The following is a 16,368-nucleotide window of genomic DNA, read 5'->3' on the forward strand; positions in this document are numbered from 1 at the left end:
GTAATTTCATAGTTTTTAAGTTTTGTAATGGATGTTAAAATAAGGAGTAATAATTAAATCGTAGGGTGATAATATTGGAAACATATATAAATAGGTTCCGAAAAGAAAGTCCACGTTTATGGAGTTCATTTGAGCAATGCACTAAAGAGTTTCAAGATAAAGGATTTGAAAATTTTAGGAGTGGTAAGGGGATAATAATAGATAGCTATACTGCTAAGTATATGGATGTTAATCTACCCTCTAGTTATATGGTTTTTTTTATGTTTGCTTATTTGAAAAAATTCGAATATGAATATAAGCCAATCGAGAAGGTCCTATATGAAATTCCTTTCCGATTCCGTGGTGTCCAATTTCTTTTCACAGATAGAAAATTTGGTTTAAGACTATTTGCTGTAACGGATGATGAACAGATAATAAAAGACTTTTTTAAAAAAGTGAACAGTGCTGTGAAAATAGTGGAGCGTATGATGAACCCTTTATTAAAAGAAATTGTAAATCAAGGTAATATTACTTTTAATAATCAAATTCATTTTTTTTACGAAAGGTACCAATATTTTAGACATAAGGTTATAGAAGATAAGGAAGGCCCAATAAAAGAAAATGTTAAGTTGAAAGAAATGTTCTTTAATGCACAGGCTATGCTTGATGCATACTTTAGTTATCAAGAGCATTTAATGATTTTATTGCTTCCATTCTCTAAAATAGAGGATTCGAAATCCACTATTGCTGAATTAATTAGTAAAGATTGGTCTACAAAATTCATTGAAGTTTTTAAAACAAATACTGATAATAAGATGAAGAGTTACTTTGAAAAGTTAAAGTCTTTAAAAGAAAGGCATAGAAATAAATATGCTCATGGTGGTTTTGAAAAAGATAATGGCTCGCTATATGCAAACGTTGAAGGTTTGGGTTACATACCTGTAAAAGTAAAAAAACATAATTCATTCTCAATACTGGATATAGATAAAATAGGATTTACAGAAATGTGTGATAAAATTGATGAGTTTGAGAGCTATTTATCTAATGAATCAGATTGGAGAAGACCGATAAAACTATTGAAGTCAGGACTCGATATTTACTTTGATTTAGAACACATCAAACAATACAGAGATGCAATTGAAAGTGATGAAAACTTAGAAAGATATATTGATTTTCAATTTGAGAAGTTGGACAGGGAAGCGAATATGGAATGGTAGTAAAGGGGAATATTTTAGAGTTCAAAATGCCGTAAACTCAACACATTTAAGCTTACCTTATGAATTTTATACGTAAATAACACTTCAAAAAAGCTCTAAGAACATTTCTCAGAGCTTTTTTTGATATTTTAGTTTTTATTTCTCTGTTTAGCCTGAAACACCACATACTCAAAATGCTTCTTAATTTCTTCAATATCTTCCTGGGAAAGATCCTTCCACTTTTCAATATCAAAGAAGCCAAATTGCTCTATGCCGTACTCCTTAACTAGTTTGTTCACTTCTTCAAGTGTATCTTCTTTGGCCATTGTCTTTTCTTCACGACCAAGTAAGAAATCAATCGAAACCTCAAAGTAATCAGCAATTTTCTTTAACATGTCGTAATCTGGTTTTCGCTCATCCTTTTCATAACGGGACAGGACAACATTGGAAACTCCTAATTTTTGGGCAAAGTCTTTTTGTGAAATGTTTTCTCGTTCTCTCAACTGTTTTATATTACTTCCTAATGAAGACATCAGCTTCATCCCTTTACCGTTATATTTATGTATATAGATTACCATTTACCAATGCGGTAAGAAATAAAGTTGACAAAATGGTAATTTATTTGTTGACATTACCAAAAAGGTAATTTATTATATAGTTAAAGTTACCGATTCGGTAATTAGAGGAGGTGATTAAATGAAATTTCAAAGAAGGCTTATAGACTTTGAAAAGATAAAATCTTTAAGAGTAAATCAAAACCTTACTATTGATCATATGTCAAAGGTTCTTGGGTACGATGGGTACAACGCATATTACTACAAAGAAAACGGAAAAAGAAAGATAAGTGCTGAAGAGATAGCAATCATAGCCAAAGTTTTAGGTGTACCAATAGAAACGCTTTTTTTTGAAAATAAAATTACCGATTCGGTAACTAAATTTAAGGAGGTGATCTAAATGAACCAACCATCAGATGAAACAATCAAAAAAATCTTACGCTATTTCTTAAAAACATCAGTCCCTAGAATCATCGAAGAACGCAAACAAAAATCTGAAAAAGCAAGTTAACTTCATTTTATGAACTAAGCCCGAACATTGAAATCCATATATAGGTAAAGGGGAGCAGCCCTTATGAAAGTCATGGAAGGGGAGGAGCTTGCTAGTGCGAGAAGGCGCAAAGGTATAACACAACAACAGCTATCACTTAAGCTTCCTATTTCAAGAGAAAGCATTGCAAAGTACGAAACGGGGAGGCAACGCTTCCCTAAAGATTTAAGAGCTCTAACAGCTGAAGCGATCGACGATGAGGAATACTACTTCGTTAGATGGAACGAATCAGCTGGTGATGTATCAATCCCATATCTAAATGGCGACTTCATTGAACATCATCCAACAGCCATGATGCTCCTGGTCAAAAAAGAATCACTAGAAGCTCTAGATCATCTTGAAAAAGCATGTTGGTACAAGCCGGTTAGATTTCAAAGTGATACAGAGCGAGAGGAAATGAGAAAGGTTGCATTTGAAGTGTTGGATGCTGCAGCCAGTATGATCAATCTTGTTGCTCTTATATCCAAAGAATATCAATTCTCCATGATACAGATTTTCAAACAATGGAGATTAACACTAAAGGCACGGAGGCTACAAAAATGACTACACGAACATTCAAGAAAGAAGATCTACGTAATGCAGCTCAACATCAAAGAGGGTCCTGGAACTGTATTCAAGCGATTGAAGAAAATATCCAAGAAGGAAAATATAAAGATGCCATGCTATCAACGGTTGATCTACTAAACTCCATTAAAGAGCTTGATAGATTGGCAGAGAAAAAGGTAAAGCAGGATGAATTGCACCATATCACTCAAACATTTGTAAATGTCATGATGAACCGAAGCTAGGAAGGGGTGAAGGATTTGAAAATCAAAGCAGGCGAATGGTTAAAGCTTTCTTCATTCGAAAAATCACTTTTACTTAGAAACAAAACAAAAAAAGCAGCAAGCTAAGGCTGGCACCAAAGCTTACTGCGTCCCACTATTTATGCGCAATTAGGATTATATAACGTGAATGAATGTGAAAGCAACTTTCATGCATTACCAATTCAAGGAGGTGAAAAAAATGCTTGAACATCCGGATATCACAAGGTTAGAAAAATATGGATACACCAATATGGTCTCTCAGCCGGAACACAACGGAATTGATTATTTCGGAAACGAGATTTTGGTTGGAGATTCAATTATAACGGATCCAGATAATGGGGAAGTCATCTTAGAAGAAAATTTAGAAGATTACTTGATAGAAAAATGTAAGTTTCATTTTTCAATAGCAGAGTAAAGACCTGTGCTGGCACACAGGTCTCGTTGAAAAGAGGGGTCAACCCTCAAAGAAAAAGTTTATTTTATTCTATAGTACTTTGAAAACTAAATCAATCGGAGGGGAATTTATGCCAGCTATTTTAGCAACCACAAATGATATGGATCGTACTGAATGGTTAGAAATGAGAAGAAGAGGGATAGGGGGATCAGACGCTTCAATCATTCTCGGACTTAATAAATATAAAACACCTTTTGAATTATGGCTTGAGAAAACTGGACAGGTCCTCGTTGAAGAATCATCCAGTGAAGCTGCTTACTTTGGAAATCTATTTGAGGATATGGTCGCAAAAGAATTTGAAGTGCGTATGGGGAAGAAGGTACGTAAGAGGAATGCTATCCTTCAGCACCCCGATCATGAGTACATTATTGCTAACATTGATCGGAAGGTTGTTGGGGAAGAAGCGTTGCTCGAATGTAAAACAGCCAATCAGTTCCTCGCAAAAGATTGGGAGAGTGAAGAAATCCCTGAATCGTATTTGGTGCAGGTGCAGCATTACTTAGGGGTCCTTGGGTACCCCAAAGCATACATCGCGGTCTTAATAGGGGGTAACAAGTTTATTTGCAAAGAAGTGGACCGTGACGAAGAATTGATCAACATTATTTTTGAAGCTGAAAAGCATTTTTGGGAATACCACGTAATGGGAGGGAATCCCCCAGCCCTGGACGGATCGAGTGCTGCTGAAAAGTACTTAAAAGAAAAGTACGCCAAGACAGAGAAAGGAAAGTCCATCGAGCTACAGAGTACCCATAAAGATCGTATCCTTGAATACTTTGATTTGAAGAAGACCATTAGCGAGTTAGAAAAACAGAAAAAACATATTCAGCATGACCTGCAGCATGAATTAAAAGAAGCAGAATTAGGGCTCTGCTCGAATTACGAAGTAGCATGGAAACCAATTGAATCAAATAGAGTAGATTCAAAGCTATTAAAAGAGAAGTTTCCGAATATATATAAAGAAGTAACTAAAAAGAGTTCTTATAGACGATTTGATATCAAGGAGGCTAAATAATGGCCACCAATCAATCTCTTAAAACTCAACTGGCTAACAAGAATGGACAAGCTCCTTCTACACAAGGCTCCACTATGAAAGGGTTATTAGCGAGTCCCAGTGTAATTAAGCGCTTTGAAGAGGTGTTAGGTAAACGAGCAACACAGTTTACCGCCTCTATCCTTAGCCTTTACAACAATGAAAAGATGCTACAGAAAGCTGAGCCTATGTCGGTTATCTCTTCAGCGATGATTGCAGCTACATTAGACCTTCCAGTAGATAAGAACCTAGGGTATGCCTGGATCGTCCCATATGGAGGCAAAGCGCAGTTTCAACTGGGTTATAAAGGTTATATTCAATTAGCTCTTAGAACCGGACAGTACCGGTATATAAACGTCACACCGATTCATGAAGGGGAGTTAAATAAATGGAATCCCCTGACAGAGGAAATCGATATCAATTTTGAGCAAAGAGAATCAGAAGCCGTCATTGGATATGCAGCTTATTTTGAACTACTGAATGGTTTTAGAAAAACCATCTACTGGACCCGAGAACAAGTCGAGAAGCATAGGAAGAAGTTCAGCAAATCCGATTTTGGTTGGAAGAATGACTGGGATGCTATGGCCATGAAAACGGTACTGAAGAACCTCTTATCTAAATGGGGCATCCTCTCAGTCGAAATGCAAAAGGCTGTTATTGAAGAAAACGAGGATCGTGAACTAAAAGATGTTACTCCTGAAGAGGATGATAACACGATTGAATATGAGGTACAGGAAGAACAAATGAAAGAACCCGTAAAAGATTCTAAAGCTAAAAATAGCAAGAAAGATTCAGCTCAAGACACGATGGATATGAAGTTTGATTAACCAAGAAGTTCCTTACAAAGTCCTTCTTCCAAAATGGATTTGGGAGAAGGCTCAAAGTAAGGAAGAGTTGAAACGACATGTATTGGACTATATGAAGCGATATCCCCACTACCATGTAAAAGGTATTAAAGAGGGGAAAGCGATATGTGAAAGAAAGGAAGAGGAACTATGAAAGCAACTGGAATCGTGAGGAAGATCGATGAATTAGGAAGAGTAGTTATTCCTAAGGAAATTAGAAGAACACAAGGGTTGAATAGTGGAACACCATTAGAAATGTTTTTGGATCATGGTGGTATTGTCTTCAGACCTTATCAATCGGATGTAACGAAGAGCAATACGCTCACATGGTTAGAAAATGCTTTGTCAGACGCAACAAACCAAGAAGATATGGATTCCATTTCGGCAGCAATTTCATACGTAAGACAAGCATAGAGGTGATTGTTTGAATTATTTAAAAGAACTCAAAGCTTTTAAGGATTGGTTGCTACTGAACGATCTTAATACCAGCGCAATTGCGTTATGGCACACATTGATGGCTATAAACAATATGGCTGGCTGGAAAGAACGATTCAATGCTCCCAACTCCACAGTAGAGAAATTGACTGGCCTTTCAAAGCAAGGGCTGGTCAATGCTCGAATAAAGCTTATCGAAAATGAACTGATTGAGTACGAAAAAGGCAAGAAGGGGAAGGCTCCTATTTATAAGGTAAAGTCATTGGTCAACTCAGTTGACCAATCGCTATACCAATCCGATACCCAATCCGTATACCAATATGGATACCAATCCGATGACCAACAGTTGACCATACCTAAACATAAACAAAACAAAACGAAACTAAAAGAAGATGTAGTAGATGATGCCCCTGCATCACTCAATCCGTTTCAGTTTTACGAGCAAGAGGGGTTTGGGATCCTGGGTGGTTATATACCCCAAAAGATTGTGTCCTGGTGCGATGATCTCTGTGAGGAGTTAGTACTTGAAGCTATGAAGATTGCTGTAGAGCAAGGGACGAAGAAATGGGGATACGTAGAGGCCATTCTTAAAAACTGGGCTCAGAAAGGGATTAGGACATTGGAACAGTCTCGAGCTGAGCAACAGCAATTTAAAGAGCAGCGGACCAAACGAACGCCTGCAAGGAATGGCAAGGTGCGGCCAATTCGCACTGAGAGATTGCCAGATTGGTTTGAGGAAAATAAGACTTCCTCGCAGAATCAACAAAGCGAATCTAGTGATTATGATTTTGAGAAAGAAAAGGCAAAGCTTGAGGCGGAGCTTTTAGCATTTAAGAGGGGGTAATGAAATGGGTGTATTATACGATTCAATTAAGATTAGTCAGGAAACGAAGTCCCAGGGGATGATCAGTGAGCTCCTTACCTTAGGAGTCACTGAAACCAAGAGAGGGAAAAGCATTTATGACCTGAATTATTATGATTTAAGGCAAGAATTAGCCATCGCTAAATTTAGAAACAGGAATGTTGAGAGTTCTGAGAATGGGTGGTTTTGAGTAATGAAGATAATTCAGTTTACGGTCTATGGAACTCCCGTAGCCCAGGGACGGCCAAGGTTTAGTTCTCAAGGAGGACATACCAGGGCTTATGATCCTAAGAAATCGAAGGATTTTAAGAAGTATGTGAAGTTGGTTGCTGCAGAACATCGTCCGAAGGATCTGATTGATGGGCCGATTCAATTATTTATCAGAGTGTACAAGCCCACCCTAAAGAACTTCAGCAAAAAGAAATTAGCCGCAGCTGAAGCTGGTGAATTAAGGCCAGTGACTAAGCCTGATGTAGACAACTACGTGAAAGGAATCAAGGATGCTTGCAACCAGATCATCTGGAAGGACGATAGCCAGGTGGTAGAGTTATTAGCAAGCAAGTGGTATAGCGAAAGACCTCGCATTGAAATTATGGTGGTGCCAATTGGAGAATAAAAAAAGGGAGAAGCGATTTTAATATCGTTTCTCCTTAAAAGAATTAGAAATTCTAAGATTCCAAAGTAATTATTAATTGATGTAAGTATGCATTTGCTTTGAGTCAATCTTTTGTTGTAGTGCATCTTCAACCATTCTTATGAAATCTAGGGAAGTTCCAACTCTCTTTGAATCAACCAAAATATCTTGAAGCGTTTCCTCTGATAAAACAATTAATGAGTTCAAAAAAATCACCCTTCCTACGGCTGTCGAAATAACTACTTAGGATTATTTTACTGTTATTTACAGAATAATGGAATAGAAAAAGGTGAGTTTTTTTGAGAATAAAGAACTATTTCGCCTTTTCAATTTCTGATTTATGTACAAGTTGAATATTGGAGTAACCTTGAGCTATTTCAATGTATTCACTATCGTAAATCCAATGAACTGTATATTCTTCGTCATGGACCAGAACCTTATCACCTATATTAAATATCATATATATACCTCACAATTTTATTTATGGGTATATAATACCATTGTTGTGTTTTAGCCTTTATATTAAAAACAAGCAGAATAGCACGGTGAGGTAGTATTTATCATAGTGGAACACAGTGGTTTGAAGATAATATTCTTTTAGGCATTTTTACACATTGCTCTTTATTTATCGTTACTCGGATGAACTTTTTCACTGAGGATTGTGATTTCTTTAATTATTTTTTCTTTATATATAGGACAGTTACATGACTTAAACTCTTTAAATAATGATCCTAGCTTTTTTATACATGTAAGGATTTCGTATTCTTTCAATAGATATCACCCTTAACCAGTATAATTGGAAAAGGAGTAAAGAGTAAATTATTTACAAGAAGTAAATGTATTTTGAATTAAATAAAAAAAGCCAGGATCTCTCCCGGCCAGCCAACTTAATTATAACATAGGAGGGATTTTGGTGAGGTTATCAGATGTAGAAATTAACCCTAGTACTTTAAAACTAGAAATTGATATAATGGATAAAGAAGGAAGTTTTGCTGTGGTGGTTTGTGATGGAAAGGCTAAATTAACGGCATTACCTATTCATGGTGAAACAAAGATTGTAACCCACCAGGGAAAAGTGAAACGGGTTAAGTTTGATGAGGGGGAAGAGTTTTAAGGTGGAATATTTTGTGTATTTTGTTTTTTTTATGGCTAGCTTACTTACGAGTATTAAAGAATTTTTCTCTATATTTGTTTCAGTGGCAACAGTAATAGCGACAATAATTGCAATTGTTAATATAAGATACACCAAAAAAGCAATTGAGCATAGTGAGAAACAGTTCAATTTACTATTAGAGGAAAGAGATTTACAGACAGATCCTAATTTTATTATAAAAAGAACAAACTTTAGATTTACACTTGATAAAAATATTAATAATGAAATATTTGTGAAGAGAACTACTCCTGAATTTACCGTAATAAATGTTGGGAATGGTATTGCTAAAAATGTAAATGCTTCTCTCATTATTGATGTATCTCCAAGTTATTTTCGAAAAGTTAATGAGGCTTTATTAGACAATGATCTTTCAAAGAACTTAAAAATCAATCAAGGCACATTTTTCTCTTTAATTAACGATAATAAGATTCTTGCAAATGAAAATAGAACAATACATTCGGACTATATTACAGGGATAAAAGATTCTAGCGATCATCTTTTTACATTTGAATCTTTAGAATTAGTTAATATATTGATTGCCATTTCCAGTATAATCGGATGGAGAGAATCAAAAAGAAGTGATGTGAAAACAATAGACTCGCGAGGCTTGCTCCCAAACTTAACATTAGAATTAAAATATGAAACTATTCAAGGAATAGTAAAACAAGAAAACTTCACTGCTAATATTAATATCAATGGTATATGGTTTGATAAGGATAAAAATCTTATCTCTGATGGAAGCGTTCAATTCGTGAAAGATTCTGAATCTAATATAAGATAAGTTCTACCAGCCAACTGGAGGACACTAATCAATAACCGATTTATCGGTGTTTTGATTGGTGTCTTTTTTATTTTGAAAGAGGTGATTGTATGGAAAACCTTCTTTTAAGCTATAGAGAGAATTTATCAAAAGCTAAAAAGATGTTTAAAGAAGCTTCAGACAGGGATAAATCACTGCTTAATGGAATGATAAGAGACCTGCAATATTCTATTGAGTGGATGGAAACCGGAAGGCAGCCAGGGAAGACAAGGGGGGTTGAGAGATTAGCAGCATATCAAAGAGAAAGACCTTTTGATCCTCTGTTAATGCAAAGGTTTTTTAGGAGCCAAGAAGAAACTTATGCCTGGGAAGAAGCAGAAAATGAAAGTGTAATCTCTTCTGCAGAACAAGAAATGATAGATGATGCCTTATCTGTCCTAACGACTAAAGAAAAGGAAGTATACCTGATGTCCCGTGGACACTGCTTATCATATAGTCAAATCGCGAATTACTTGTGCATCAGCTCAAGCAGTGTTCAAACAATGATTGAACGATCGGAAAAGAAAATTACTAGAAGAAGATATGGTAGTCTCTTCTGTTTGAGCAGTTAATTTTGTCGTATATATGCCACCATATAATGAAGGTATGTAAAAAATGGGGTATTCTACCGATATACATAATAGATTAAGGAGGGAAATATGGATATTCCGAGCGAATTTAGTAAAGTTATTTCAAATGAAGTGAAAAAAATAAATTTATATTCTCTACCACAATATACATGGCTAGTTTTATTATATTACTTATCAATTAATGCTATTTGGAATTGGGTCCAGGTAATTGACAGTAAAGTTGATATCATGCCTAAACAAGTTATAGATCTGAATAATATTATCTTTATTACATTAAAAACATGGGTACCTTTTGTTTTATTTTTAGGAATCGCATTTTTAATAAGTGGAATTTGTTTAGGGGTAATTAAATTTCTACCATTTCTTGAAGATGAAAGATTTTCCTGGCATGGTGCTTACGGAATAGTTATAGGAATGTGGTTAGTAATAATTTGCTTGTCATTTCAAACGTACTTAAATTTTCCAATTATGTTCCCATTTATTATTCCTATGTTATATATTGTGATTGACCTTATAAGAAAAAAAGTCGGGAAAGCTTTGTACTATTAACCTGAGGCACCTTCAAAAGGTGCTTTTTATTTTTTAATTAATTGGGGGTGGGGAGTGGTATGTAATGATAAGAATTACTGAAAAGCAAAAAAGATTTGCAGATGAGTATGTGAAATCGGGTAATATATCAGCTGCATATAAGATTGCATATCCAAATGTAAAAAAGGATTCAGCTGCTAGAGCATCCGGAAGTAGGCTGCTAACAAAGGCTAACGTGAGATCATATATAGATGGGCGATTAGAAGAATTGAAAAAGAAATCGATTGCTGAACAGGACGAGATTCTTCAATTTCTCACTGCAGTAATGAGGGGAGAACATACGGAACAAATCCCTGTAGGTATTGGTGAAGGTGCTCAACAGCTAGAAGACAAAGATCCTTTCCTTAAAGATCGAGTAAAAGCAGCAGAGCTTTTAGGTAAGCGCTATGTCATGTGGACCGATAAGCAGCAGGTCGAGACCATTACTCCTGTTTTTGTAGAGGATGTACCGGATGAAGACTAAGCAGCATAAAATCTCCATCCAAAAGAAGATAGGTGGAGGTTACAATCGATTTTGGAACAACAAGCAGTTCTACCGGGTAGTTAAAGGATCCCGGGGGAGTAAAAAATCAAAGAATACGGCATTAAATTTCATTCATCGTATCATGAAGTATTCCTGGGCGAACTTACTGGTTGTACGGCGTTATTCAAACACAAACAAACAATCCACCTATACTGATTTAAAATGGGCAGCCACGCAATTAGGGGTTGCCCATTTATTTAAGTTCAATGAATCAATGCCGGAGATAACGTACATGCCGACCGGCCAGAAGATCTTGTTCAGGGGTCTAGATGATGAATTAAAAATTACATCAATTACCGTTGATGTTGGGATATTGAGTTGGGCTTGGTTTGAGGAAGCTTATCAAATTGAAACTGAAGCTAAATTTCGTACTGTTGTTGAATCAATCCGGGGAAAATATGATGATCCGAACTTCTTTAAACAGATAACAGTTACTTTTAATCCCTGGTCTGAACGACACTGGCTTAAGAAAGTATTCTTTGATGAAGAGACCCGGGAGAAAGATACGTTTGCCATTACGACGACATTCCGTGTAAATGAATGGCTTGATGATGTTGACCGAGCCAGGTATGAGGACTTATATAGAACTAACCCTAGACGTGCCAGAATTGTTTGTGATGGTGAATGGGGTGTAGCTGAAGGGCTTGTATTTGATAACTTCCATGTGGTTGATTTCAATATTCAACAAAAGATCAAAGAGATTCAAGAAACGGCTCACGGAATGGACTTTGGTTTTACGAATGATCCAACAACTTTGCCAAGCTCTGTTGTTGATCTTAAGAAGAAAGAGCTTTGGATCTACGATGAACATTATGAGAAAGCGATGTTAACCGAAGAAATATACAAGATGATCGTGAGTAAAGGTCTCCTTAAATCAGTCATCACAGCTGACTCTGCTGAGAGGCGTTTGATTCAGGAATTAATTAATAAAGGTGTTCGTAGGATGAGAGCTTCAGTCAAAGGGAAAGGCAGCGTGAATCAGGGGATACTATTCATTCAAGGATTCAAGGTGTACATTCACCCTACATGTGAACATACAATTGAAGAATTTAATACTTATACTTTTGATCAAGATAAGGACGGTAAGTGGCTAAATACACCGGTTGATACAAATAACCATATTATCGATGCTCTCCGTTACAGCCTGGAACAATACCATTTGGGAGTGGCCAAGAAAGACGATACTTATAATGCTTTAAAAGGATTAGGTTTATAGGAGGTGGAACATGAATCACGTTAATGATTTTGAGCTTGGAGTAGGTACGAGTGGGGATGCCGGTAAGAAGAGGCGGTTTAGTAAAGAATCAAACATTCAATATACGTTAGATTCTGCAGAAGAGCTGGTGCAAGAGACTAAAGAACTGTCTGCCATATTAAAACATCATATTGAACACCAGCGTCCAAGGCTCACTGTCTTGGACGATTATTATCTCGGGGATAACACAACGATCTCTGCAGCCAACCGCAGGAAAGAAGATGACAAGGCCGATCATAGGGCCAAGCACAATTATGCGAAGTATGTATCTAACTTCATGCAGGGCTTCTTTGTAGGTGTTCCTGTATCAGTTCGTCATAAGGATAAGTCCACTCAGGAAAAAATTAATGAAATCAACGAGACAATAGAAGATGCTGCACTTAATGCAGACATTGTCCTGGATTTATCAATCTATGGTCGGGCATATGAACTGATACATCGGAATCAGCTGGATCAAACAAAAGTATATCTGTCTTCGCCATTAGAAACCTTCTTGATCTATGACACTACGATTGAAAAGAACATAATTGCCGGGGTCCGGTACTTCTCTGTTGGTTATGGTGGCCAACGGAAAATTAAAGTCATCCTCTATACTGACAAGAAAATCTACACGTATTTCACATCGAACATGGGTGACTATAACCTGACGCTTGATAGTAAGGTTGATCATCCGTTCGGGGAAGTCCCGATTAATGAGCACAGTAACAATAGATTCCGCCAGGGGGATTTTGAAAATGTCTTGGACTTGATTGATTTATATGATGCAGCTCAATCTGATACAGCAAACTATATGACCGATCTAAATGATGCCATGCTGAAAATTCTAGGGAATGTAGATTTAGATCCTACTGAAGCGAAAAAAATGAAAGAGGCCAATATCATTTTTCTAAAGCCAACTCAAAACGCTGACGGTGCTGAAGGCCGGGTGGAAGCTGACTATATCTATAAGCAGTATGATGTGTCAGGTAGTGAGGCATATAAAGGCAGACTACAAACGGACATTCATAAATTCACAAATACACCAGACCTGAACGACGAAAACTTTGCCGGCCAACAAACAGGAGAAGCGATGAAGTACAAGTTATTTGGCTTGGAGCAAATACGGATCAACAAAGAACGTTTATTCAAAAGGTCTCTCAATCGTCGTTACAAGTTGATAAACAATGTCATGCACCTGGCGAGCGAAGCAGGTAAAGGTGAATTTGAAGGGTTAACCTATAAATTTACTCCTAACCTTCCTAAGAGCACTAAAGAGGCAGTAGATATGTTTAATGCACTTGGAGGAGAGCTGTCCCAGGAAACGAAACTGAAGATAATACCTATGATTGTAGAAAATCCAGAAGAGGAAGAAAAGAGAATTACAAGTGAAAGGGCAAAACAAAGACAATCGATGTCCTCTGAGTACATGAGGAATTGAGGTGGTTAAATGTCTGAAGAAGAAAGTTACTGGATAAAGCGTGAAAGAGAAAACATCAAGCGTGAACAAATGAAAGATGGAGAGGTATCAATAAAATTAAAAGAAATCATCGATCACGCTCTTCGTGAGGTAGAAAAAGAAATCAATGCCTTTTATTCTCGGTATGCAGAAAAAAATACGATCTCATTAATTGAAGCCAAGAAGAGAGTGTCCGAATTTGATGTTCAATCATTTGAAAGAACGGCTGCACGATATGTGAGGGAGAAGGACTTCTCTCCGAAGGCAAATAAGGAGCTCTACACCTACAATACAAAGATGAGGATAAACCGGCAGGAGCTTCTCATGATGTATTTAAATGCTCACCTGGTATTGATGACGAATGAGCAGGAAAAGACCTTTCAAGATTATTTGGAGCAGGCTGGAATATCTGAGGTACTGCGGCAAGCTGGTATCTTAGGAGTCAACATGGCGATCACCACACCAACCCTTAAATCAATTGTAGGAGCTTCGTTTTATGGGGCTAAATGGTCTTCAAGGATATGGGGAGATATGAAGGCTCTCAGAGAAGAGTTGGCCATTATCATCAACAGTGCGATTGTCCGTGGTGTTCATCCAAATAGGTACATCAGGAAGATTCGAGAGCGATTTGATGTCAGTTCTTTTGAAGCTAAAAGGTTACTGATTACTGAAACTGCCAGAGTCCAGGTGGAAGGCCAAAAGTTATCCTATCAGGCAGTTTCTAATGATGATGAAGCTGAATATGAATATGTTGCTGTAATGGATGGAAAGACCACAAAAAAATGTAAACTCTTGAATAAGAAAAAATTCAAAGTGAAGGAAATGAAACCAGGGATCAATGCTCCTCCCATGCATCCGTTTTGCCGAAGTTCAACGGCTCTTATTCTGGGAGACTGGAGAGAGGAATTTTTCGCAAGTGTGAAAGAGAAATATACCTTATAAGAATTTATGTTAGCGCGTCTTTGAGCACTAGACGTTATAAACAGGCTTATTTGTTTTGACTAAAAACGTGTGAGGACGTTAACGGTGGGCACCTGCGTGTTGTTACGTGTTCATGGGTTAGGAGGAAATGAAAGTGACAGGACCAATTAATGTATTTAATCCAGCAGCCTTTAAGAAACAGTTTGAACCTTTGAAACTAAACTTGCAGTACTTTGCCGAGTCGAATGAACCGCCAGTGGATCCGCCGAATCCAGATGATCCACCAAACGATCCACCGGCAAAGGTTGAGCTTTCTGCAGAGGAACTTCAAAAGAAGATTGAGGCTGAATCAGATCGTAAGCTTGCAAAGGCTCTTGATAAAAAGCAGAAGGAATGGGAAATACAACTTGATCAAAAGCTTGCTGATGCAAAAAAAGATGCAGAACAATATGCGAAGCTGACCCAGAAGGAAAAAGAAGATGCTGATTATAAAAAGCGACTCGAGGCACTCGATAAACGAGAGCGTGAATTAAATACGAAGCAGCTTCGTTCTGAAGTTGAAACAGATTTAAAAGATGAGGGACTGCCGGCTGGGTTTGCTGAATCTCTTATCAAACTTGAGAACAACGAGAAAATTAAAGAAGCTGTGTCCAGTATCAAAAAGGAATTCGATGCTGCGGTTAATAATGCTGTGAAGGAAATGCTTCGGCAGGATCCTCCTGAAACAGGGGGTTCAAAAGTAAACAACAGCATCACCACTTCAAAAGCAGAAATGGCCAGAAAGAATAGAATTATTAAATAAAAGGAGAGAATTTAATGGGACCGAATCTATTAAAACTTAATCTACAGTACTTTGCACAAACATTTAGCCCGGATAACGTGATGGTTCACGAAGCGAAAGATGGTACGATTCCGGATAAGTACAACACCATGATCTTAAATGATGTAATGGAAAACTCTAAGATCATGCAGCTTGGTGTTTATGAGGAAATGACGGATAAAGAAAAGACATTCGAATACTTTGCTGAAGGACCCGGGGCTTACTGGGTAGGTGAGACCGAGAAGATTCAAACTTCAAAACCAACCTTGCTACAAGTAAAGATGACGGCCAAGAAGCTTGGGGTCATTTTACCGGTTTCTCGTGAGTACCTGCAATACAGGGTTTCGAATTTCTTTGAAATCATGCGTCCAAAGATTGCAGAAGCATTCTATAAAAAGTTTGATGAAGCAGGGATTCTGAATGTGGCTAATCCATTCGCTCAATCGATTGAACAATCAGTAACAACTGCAGAAAATATCGTTTATGACGGGATCACTTACGATAATATCCTGGCTGTAGAAGATGAGCTTTTCGAGAATGATGTAGAGCCTAATGCATGGATTTCAAAAGTACAAAATCATACCGCCTTACGCAATGCCCAAAAAGCTGAAAACGGAACATTACAATCTTTATATGATCGATCTAACAATACGATTGATGGGTTGCCAGCAGTGGATTTGAAATCTGCAAATCTATCAAAAGGGACTCTTTATGCCGGTGATTTTGATCAGTTGCGTTATGGTATTCCTTTTAACATAGATTATGCAATTTCAGAGGAAGCTCAACTATCGACCATTACCAATGCAGACGGTTCACCTATCAACTTGTTTGAACAAGAGATGGTTGCTCTGCGTGCCACTATGGATGTAGGTTTGATGATCATTAAAGATGAAGCATTTGCAAAATTAGTTCCGGGTCCTGCCCCAGTAGCGTAATAAC

The 16,368-nt window shown here is 37.2% G+C and carries 22 protein-coding genes; 21 read left to right on the plus strand and 1 reads right to left on the minus strand.

The features are described from left to right. Nucleotides 1–74 precede the first annotated feature (74 nt). Nucleotides 75–1,196, plus strand: a complete 1,122-nt coding sequence (locus N5C46_RS22910; protein WP_261750368.1) for a hypothetical protein — start codon at nt 75–77, stop codon at nt 1,194–1,196. A 128-nt stretch (nt 1,197–1,324) separates the two neighbouring features. On the opposite strand, the gene N5C46_RS22915 is transcribed toward N5C46_RS22910, so the two are convergent. Continuing rightward, nucleotides 1,325–1,708, minus strand: coding sequence for a helix-turn-helix domain-containing protein (locus N5C46_RS22915; protein ID WP_261750369.1), 384 nt, complete (start codon nt 1,706–1,708; stop codon nt 1,325–1,327). A gap of 163 nt (nt 1,709–1,871) precedes the next feature. Between N5C46_RS22915 and N5C46_RS22920 the strand changes: the two genes are divergently transcribed. The 20 genes from N5C46_RS22920 to N5C46_RS23020 all read left to right on the plus strand — a co-directional run bounded on the left by N5C46_RS22920 (nt 1,872) and on the right by N5C46_RS23020 (nt 16,364). Beyond that, on the plus strand, nt 1,872–2,129 hold the full coding sequence (locus tag N5C46_RS22920) for a helix-turn-helix domain-containing protein (RefSeq protein WP_261750370.1): 258 nt from the start codon (nt 1,872–1,874) through the stop codon (nt 2,127–2,129). 174 nt (nt 2,130–2,303) lie between these two features. Continuing rightward, the gene (locus N5C46_RS22925; RefSeq protein ID WP_261750371.1) at nt 2,304–2,822 is read left to right on the plus strand and encodes a helix-turn-helix transcriptional regulator; all 519 of its coding nucleotides are present in this window, start codon (nt 2,304–2,306) and stop codon (nt 2,820–2,822) included. Then, nucleotides 2,819–3,067: a hypothetical protein gene (locus tag N5C46_RS22930; RefSeq protein ID WP_261750372.1), complete on the plus strand. Its 249-nt coding sequence runs from the start codon at nt 2,819–2,821 to the stop codon at nt 3,065–3,067. Before N5C46_RS22925 ends, N5C46_RS22930 begins: the two co-directional genes overlap by 4 nt. Nucleotides 3,068–3,284: 217 nt before the next feature. After that, nucleotides 3,285–3,500, plus strand: a complete 216-nt coding sequence (locus N5C46_RS22935; protein ID WP_148995699.1) for a YqaI family protein — start codon at nt 3,285–3,287, stop codon at nt 3,498–3,500. Between the two features lie 109 nt (nt 3,501–3,609). Beyond that, the gene (locus N5C46_RS22940; protein ID WP_261750373.1) at nt 3,610–4,551 is read left to right on the plus strand and encodes a YqaJ viral recombinase family nuclease; all 942 of its coding nucleotides are present in this window, start codon (nt 3,610–3,612) and stop codon (nt 4,549–4,551) included. Beyond that, the gene (locus N5C46_RS22945; RefSeq protein WP_261750374.1) at nt 4,551–5,396 is read left to right on the plus strand and encodes a recombinase RecT; all 846 of its coding nucleotides are present in this window, start codon (nt 4,551–4,553) and stop codon (nt 5,394–5,396) included. Before N5C46_RS22940 ends, N5C46_RS22945 begins: the two co-directional genes overlap by 1 nt. A gap of 168 nt (nt 5,397–5,564) precedes the next feature. Continuing rightward, entirely contained in the window at nt 5,565–5,828 is a 264-nt protein-coding gene (locus N5C46_RS22955; protein WP_261750376.1) for an AbrB/MazE/SpoVT family DNA-binding domain-containing protein, read from the plus strand. A gap of 10 nt (nt 5,829–5,838) precedes the next feature. Next, nucleotides 5,839–6,693 carry a DnaD domain-containing protein gene (locus N5C46_RS22960; RefSeq protein WP_261750377.1) on the plus strand — a complete coding sequence of 285 codons (855 nt, stop codon included), beginning with the start codon at nt 5,839–5,841 and terminating at the stop codon, nt 6,691–6,693. Between the two features lie 4 nt (nt 6,694–6,697). Continuing rightward, nucleotides 6,698–6,901 carry a hypothetical protein gene (locus tag N5C46_RS22965; protein ID WP_261750378.1) on the plus strand — a complete coding sequence of 68 codons (204 nt, stop codon included), beginning with the start codon at nt 6,698–6,700 and terminating at the stop codon, nt 6,899–6,901. A 9-nt stretch (nt 6,902–6,910) separates the two neighbouring features. Beyond that, the gene (locus N5C46_RS22970; protein WP_261752414.1) at nt 6,911–7,327 is read left to right on the plus strand and encodes a RusA family crossover junction endodeoxyribonuclease; all 417 of its coding nucleotides are present in this window, start codon (nt 6,911–6,913) and stop codon (nt 7,325–7,327) included. Between the two features lie 931 nt (nt 7,328–8,258). Beyond that, on the plus strand, nt 8,259–8,459 hold the full coding sequence (locus N5C46_RS22975; RefSeq protein ID WP_261750379.1) for an XtrA/YqaO family protein: 201 nt from the start codon (nt 8,259–8,261) through the stop codon (nt 8,457–8,459). Nucleotide 8,460: 1 nt separating this feature from the next. After that, nucleotides 8,461–9,279 carry a hypothetical protein gene (locus tag N5C46_RS22980; RefSeq protein WP_261750380.1) on the plus strand — a complete coding sequence of 273 codons (819 nt, stop codon included), beginning with the start codon at nt 8,461–8,463 and terminating at the stop codon, nt 9,277–9,279. An 89-nt stretch (nt 9,280–9,368) separates the two neighbouring features. Beyond that, nucleotides 9,369–9,869, plus strand: a complete 501-nt coding sequence (locus N5C46_RS22985; RefSeq protein WP_261750381.1) for a sigma factor-like helix-turn-helix DNA-binding protein — start codon at nt 9,369–9,371, stop codon at nt 9,867–9,869. 87 nt (nt 9,870–9,956) lie between these two features. After that, the gene (locus N5C46_RS22990) at nt 9,957–10,436 is read left to right on the plus strand and encodes a hypothetical protein (RefSeq protein WP_261750382.1); all 480 of its coding nucleotides are present in this window, start codon (nt 9,957–9,959) and stop codon (nt 10,434–10,436) included. Nucleotides 10,437–10,500: 64 nt separating this feature from the next. Further along, nucleotides 10,501–10,938: a terminase small subunit gene (locus tag N5C46_RS22995; protein WP_336275514.1), complete on the plus strand. Its 438-nt coding sequence runs from the start codon at nt 10,501–10,503 to the stop codon at nt 10,936–10,938. After that, complete coding sequence (locus tag N5C46_RS23000) at nt 10,928–12,214, plus strand: PBSX family phage terminase large subunit (protein WP_261750383.1); 1,287 nt, start codon at nt 10,928–10,930, stop codon at nt 12,212–12,214. Before N5C46_RS22995 ends, N5C46_RS23000 begins: the two co-directional genes overlap by 11 nt. Before the next feature lie 10 nt (nt 12,215–12,224). After that, complete coding sequence (locus N5C46_RS23005) at nt 12,225–13,670, plus strand: phage portal protein (RefSeq protein WP_261750384.1); 1,446 nt, start codon at nt 12,225–12,227, stop codon at nt 13,668–13,670. Between the two features lie 9 nt (nt 13,671–13,679). Then, nucleotides 13,680–14,630 carry a minor capsid protein gene (locus N5C46_RS23010; protein ID WP_261750385.1) on the plus strand — a complete coding sequence of 317 codons (951 nt, stop codon included), beginning with the start codon at nt 13,680–13,682 and terminating at the stop codon, nt 14,628–14,630. A gap of 133 nt (nt 14,631–14,763) precedes the next feature. Next, nucleotides 14,764–15,411 (plus strand): DUF4355 domain-containing protein, encoded by a 648-nt coding sequence (locus tag N5C46_RS23015; RefSeq protein ID WP_261750386.1) that lies wholly within the window; start codon nt 14,764–14,766, stop codon nt 15,409–15,411. A 14-nt stretch (nt 15,412–15,425) separates the two neighbouring features. Beyond that, nucleotides 15,426–16,364, plus strand: coding sequence for a phage major capsid protein (locus N5C46_RS23020; protein ID WP_261750387.1), 939 nt, complete (start codon nt 15,426–15,428; stop codon nt 16,362–16,364). The last annotated feature ends 4 nt before the right edge of the window (nt 16,365–16,368 follow it).

This window comes from Rossellomorea vietnamensis, assembly GCF_025398035.1.
Classification (GTDB): domain Bacteria; phylum Bacillota; class Bacilli; order Bacillales; family Bacillaceae_B; genus Rossellomorea; species Rossellomorea vietnamensis_B.

What these genes read in the sequence shown, in the direction of transcription:
- N5C46_RS22930 (WP_261750372.1), top strand. Translation starts at nt 2,819, where the DNA reads ATGACTACACGAACATTCAAGAAAGAAGATCTACGTAATGCAGCTCAA.
- N5C46_RS22915 (WP_261750369.1), bottom strand. Translation starts at nt 1,708, where the DNA reads ATGTCTTCATTAGGAAGTAATATAAAACAGTTGAGAGAACGAGAAAAC.
- N5C46_RS22965 (WP_261750378.1), top strand. Translation starts at nt 6,698, where the DNA reads ATGGGTGTATTATACGATTCAATTAAGATTAGTCAGGAAACGAAGTCC.
- N5C46_RS22945 (WP_261750374.1), top strand. Translation starts at nt 4,551, where the DNA reads ATGGCCACCAATCAATCTCTTAAAACTCAACTGGCTAACAAGAATGGA.
- N5C46_RS23010 (WP_261750385.1), top strand. Translation starts at nt 13,680, where the DNA reads ATGTCTGAAGAAGAAAGTTACTGGATAAAGCGTGAAAGAGAAAACATC.
- N5C46_RS22935 (WP_148995699.1), top strand. Translation starts at nt 3,285, where the DNA reads ATGCTTGAACATCCGGATATCACAAGGTTAGAAAAATATGGATACACC.
- N5C46_RS22995 (WP_336275514.1), top strand. Translation starts at nt 10,501, where the DNA reads ATGATAAGAATTACTGAAAAGCAAAAAAGATTTGCAGATGAGTATGTG.
- N5C46_RS22990 (WP_261750382.1), top strand. Translation starts at nt 9,957, where the DNA reads ATGGATATTCCGAGCGAATTTAGTAAAGTTATTTCAAATGAAGTGAAA.
- N5C46_RS23000 (WP_261750383.1), top strand. Translation starts at nt 10,928, where the DNA reads ATGAAGACTAAGCAGCATAAAATCTCCATCCAAAAGAAGATAGGTGGA.
- N5C46_RS22955 (WP_261750376.1), top strand. Translation starts at nt 5,565, where the DNA reads ATGAAAGCAACTGGAATCGTGAGGAAGATCGATGAATTAGGAAGAGTA.
- N5C46_RS23020 (WP_261750387.1), top strand. Translation starts at nt 15,426, where the DNA reads ATGGGACCGAATCTATTAAAACTTAATCTACAGTACTTTGCACAAACA.
- N5C46_RS22920 (WP_261750370.1), top strand. Translation starts at nt 1,872, where the DNA reads ATGAAATTTCAAAGAAGGCTTATAGACTTTGAAAAGATAAAATCTTTA.
- N5C46_RS22925 (WP_261750371.1), top strand. Translation starts at nt 2,304, where the DNA reads ATGAAAGTCATGGAAGGGGAGGAGCTTGCTAGTGCGAGAAGGCGCAAA.
- N5C46_RS22985 (WP_261750381.1), top strand. Translation starts at nt 9,369, where the DNA reads ATGGAAAACCTTCTTTTAAGCTATAGAGAGAATTTATCAAAAGCTAAA.
- N5C46_RS23005 (WP_261750384.1), top strand. Translation starts at nt 12,225, where the DNA reads ATGAATCACGTTAATGATTTTGAGCTTGGAGTAGGTACGAGTGGGGAT.
- N5C46_RS22940 (WP_261750373.1), top strand. Translation starts at nt 3,610, where the DNA reads ATGCCAGCTATTTTAGCAACCACAAATGATATGGATCGTACTGAATGG.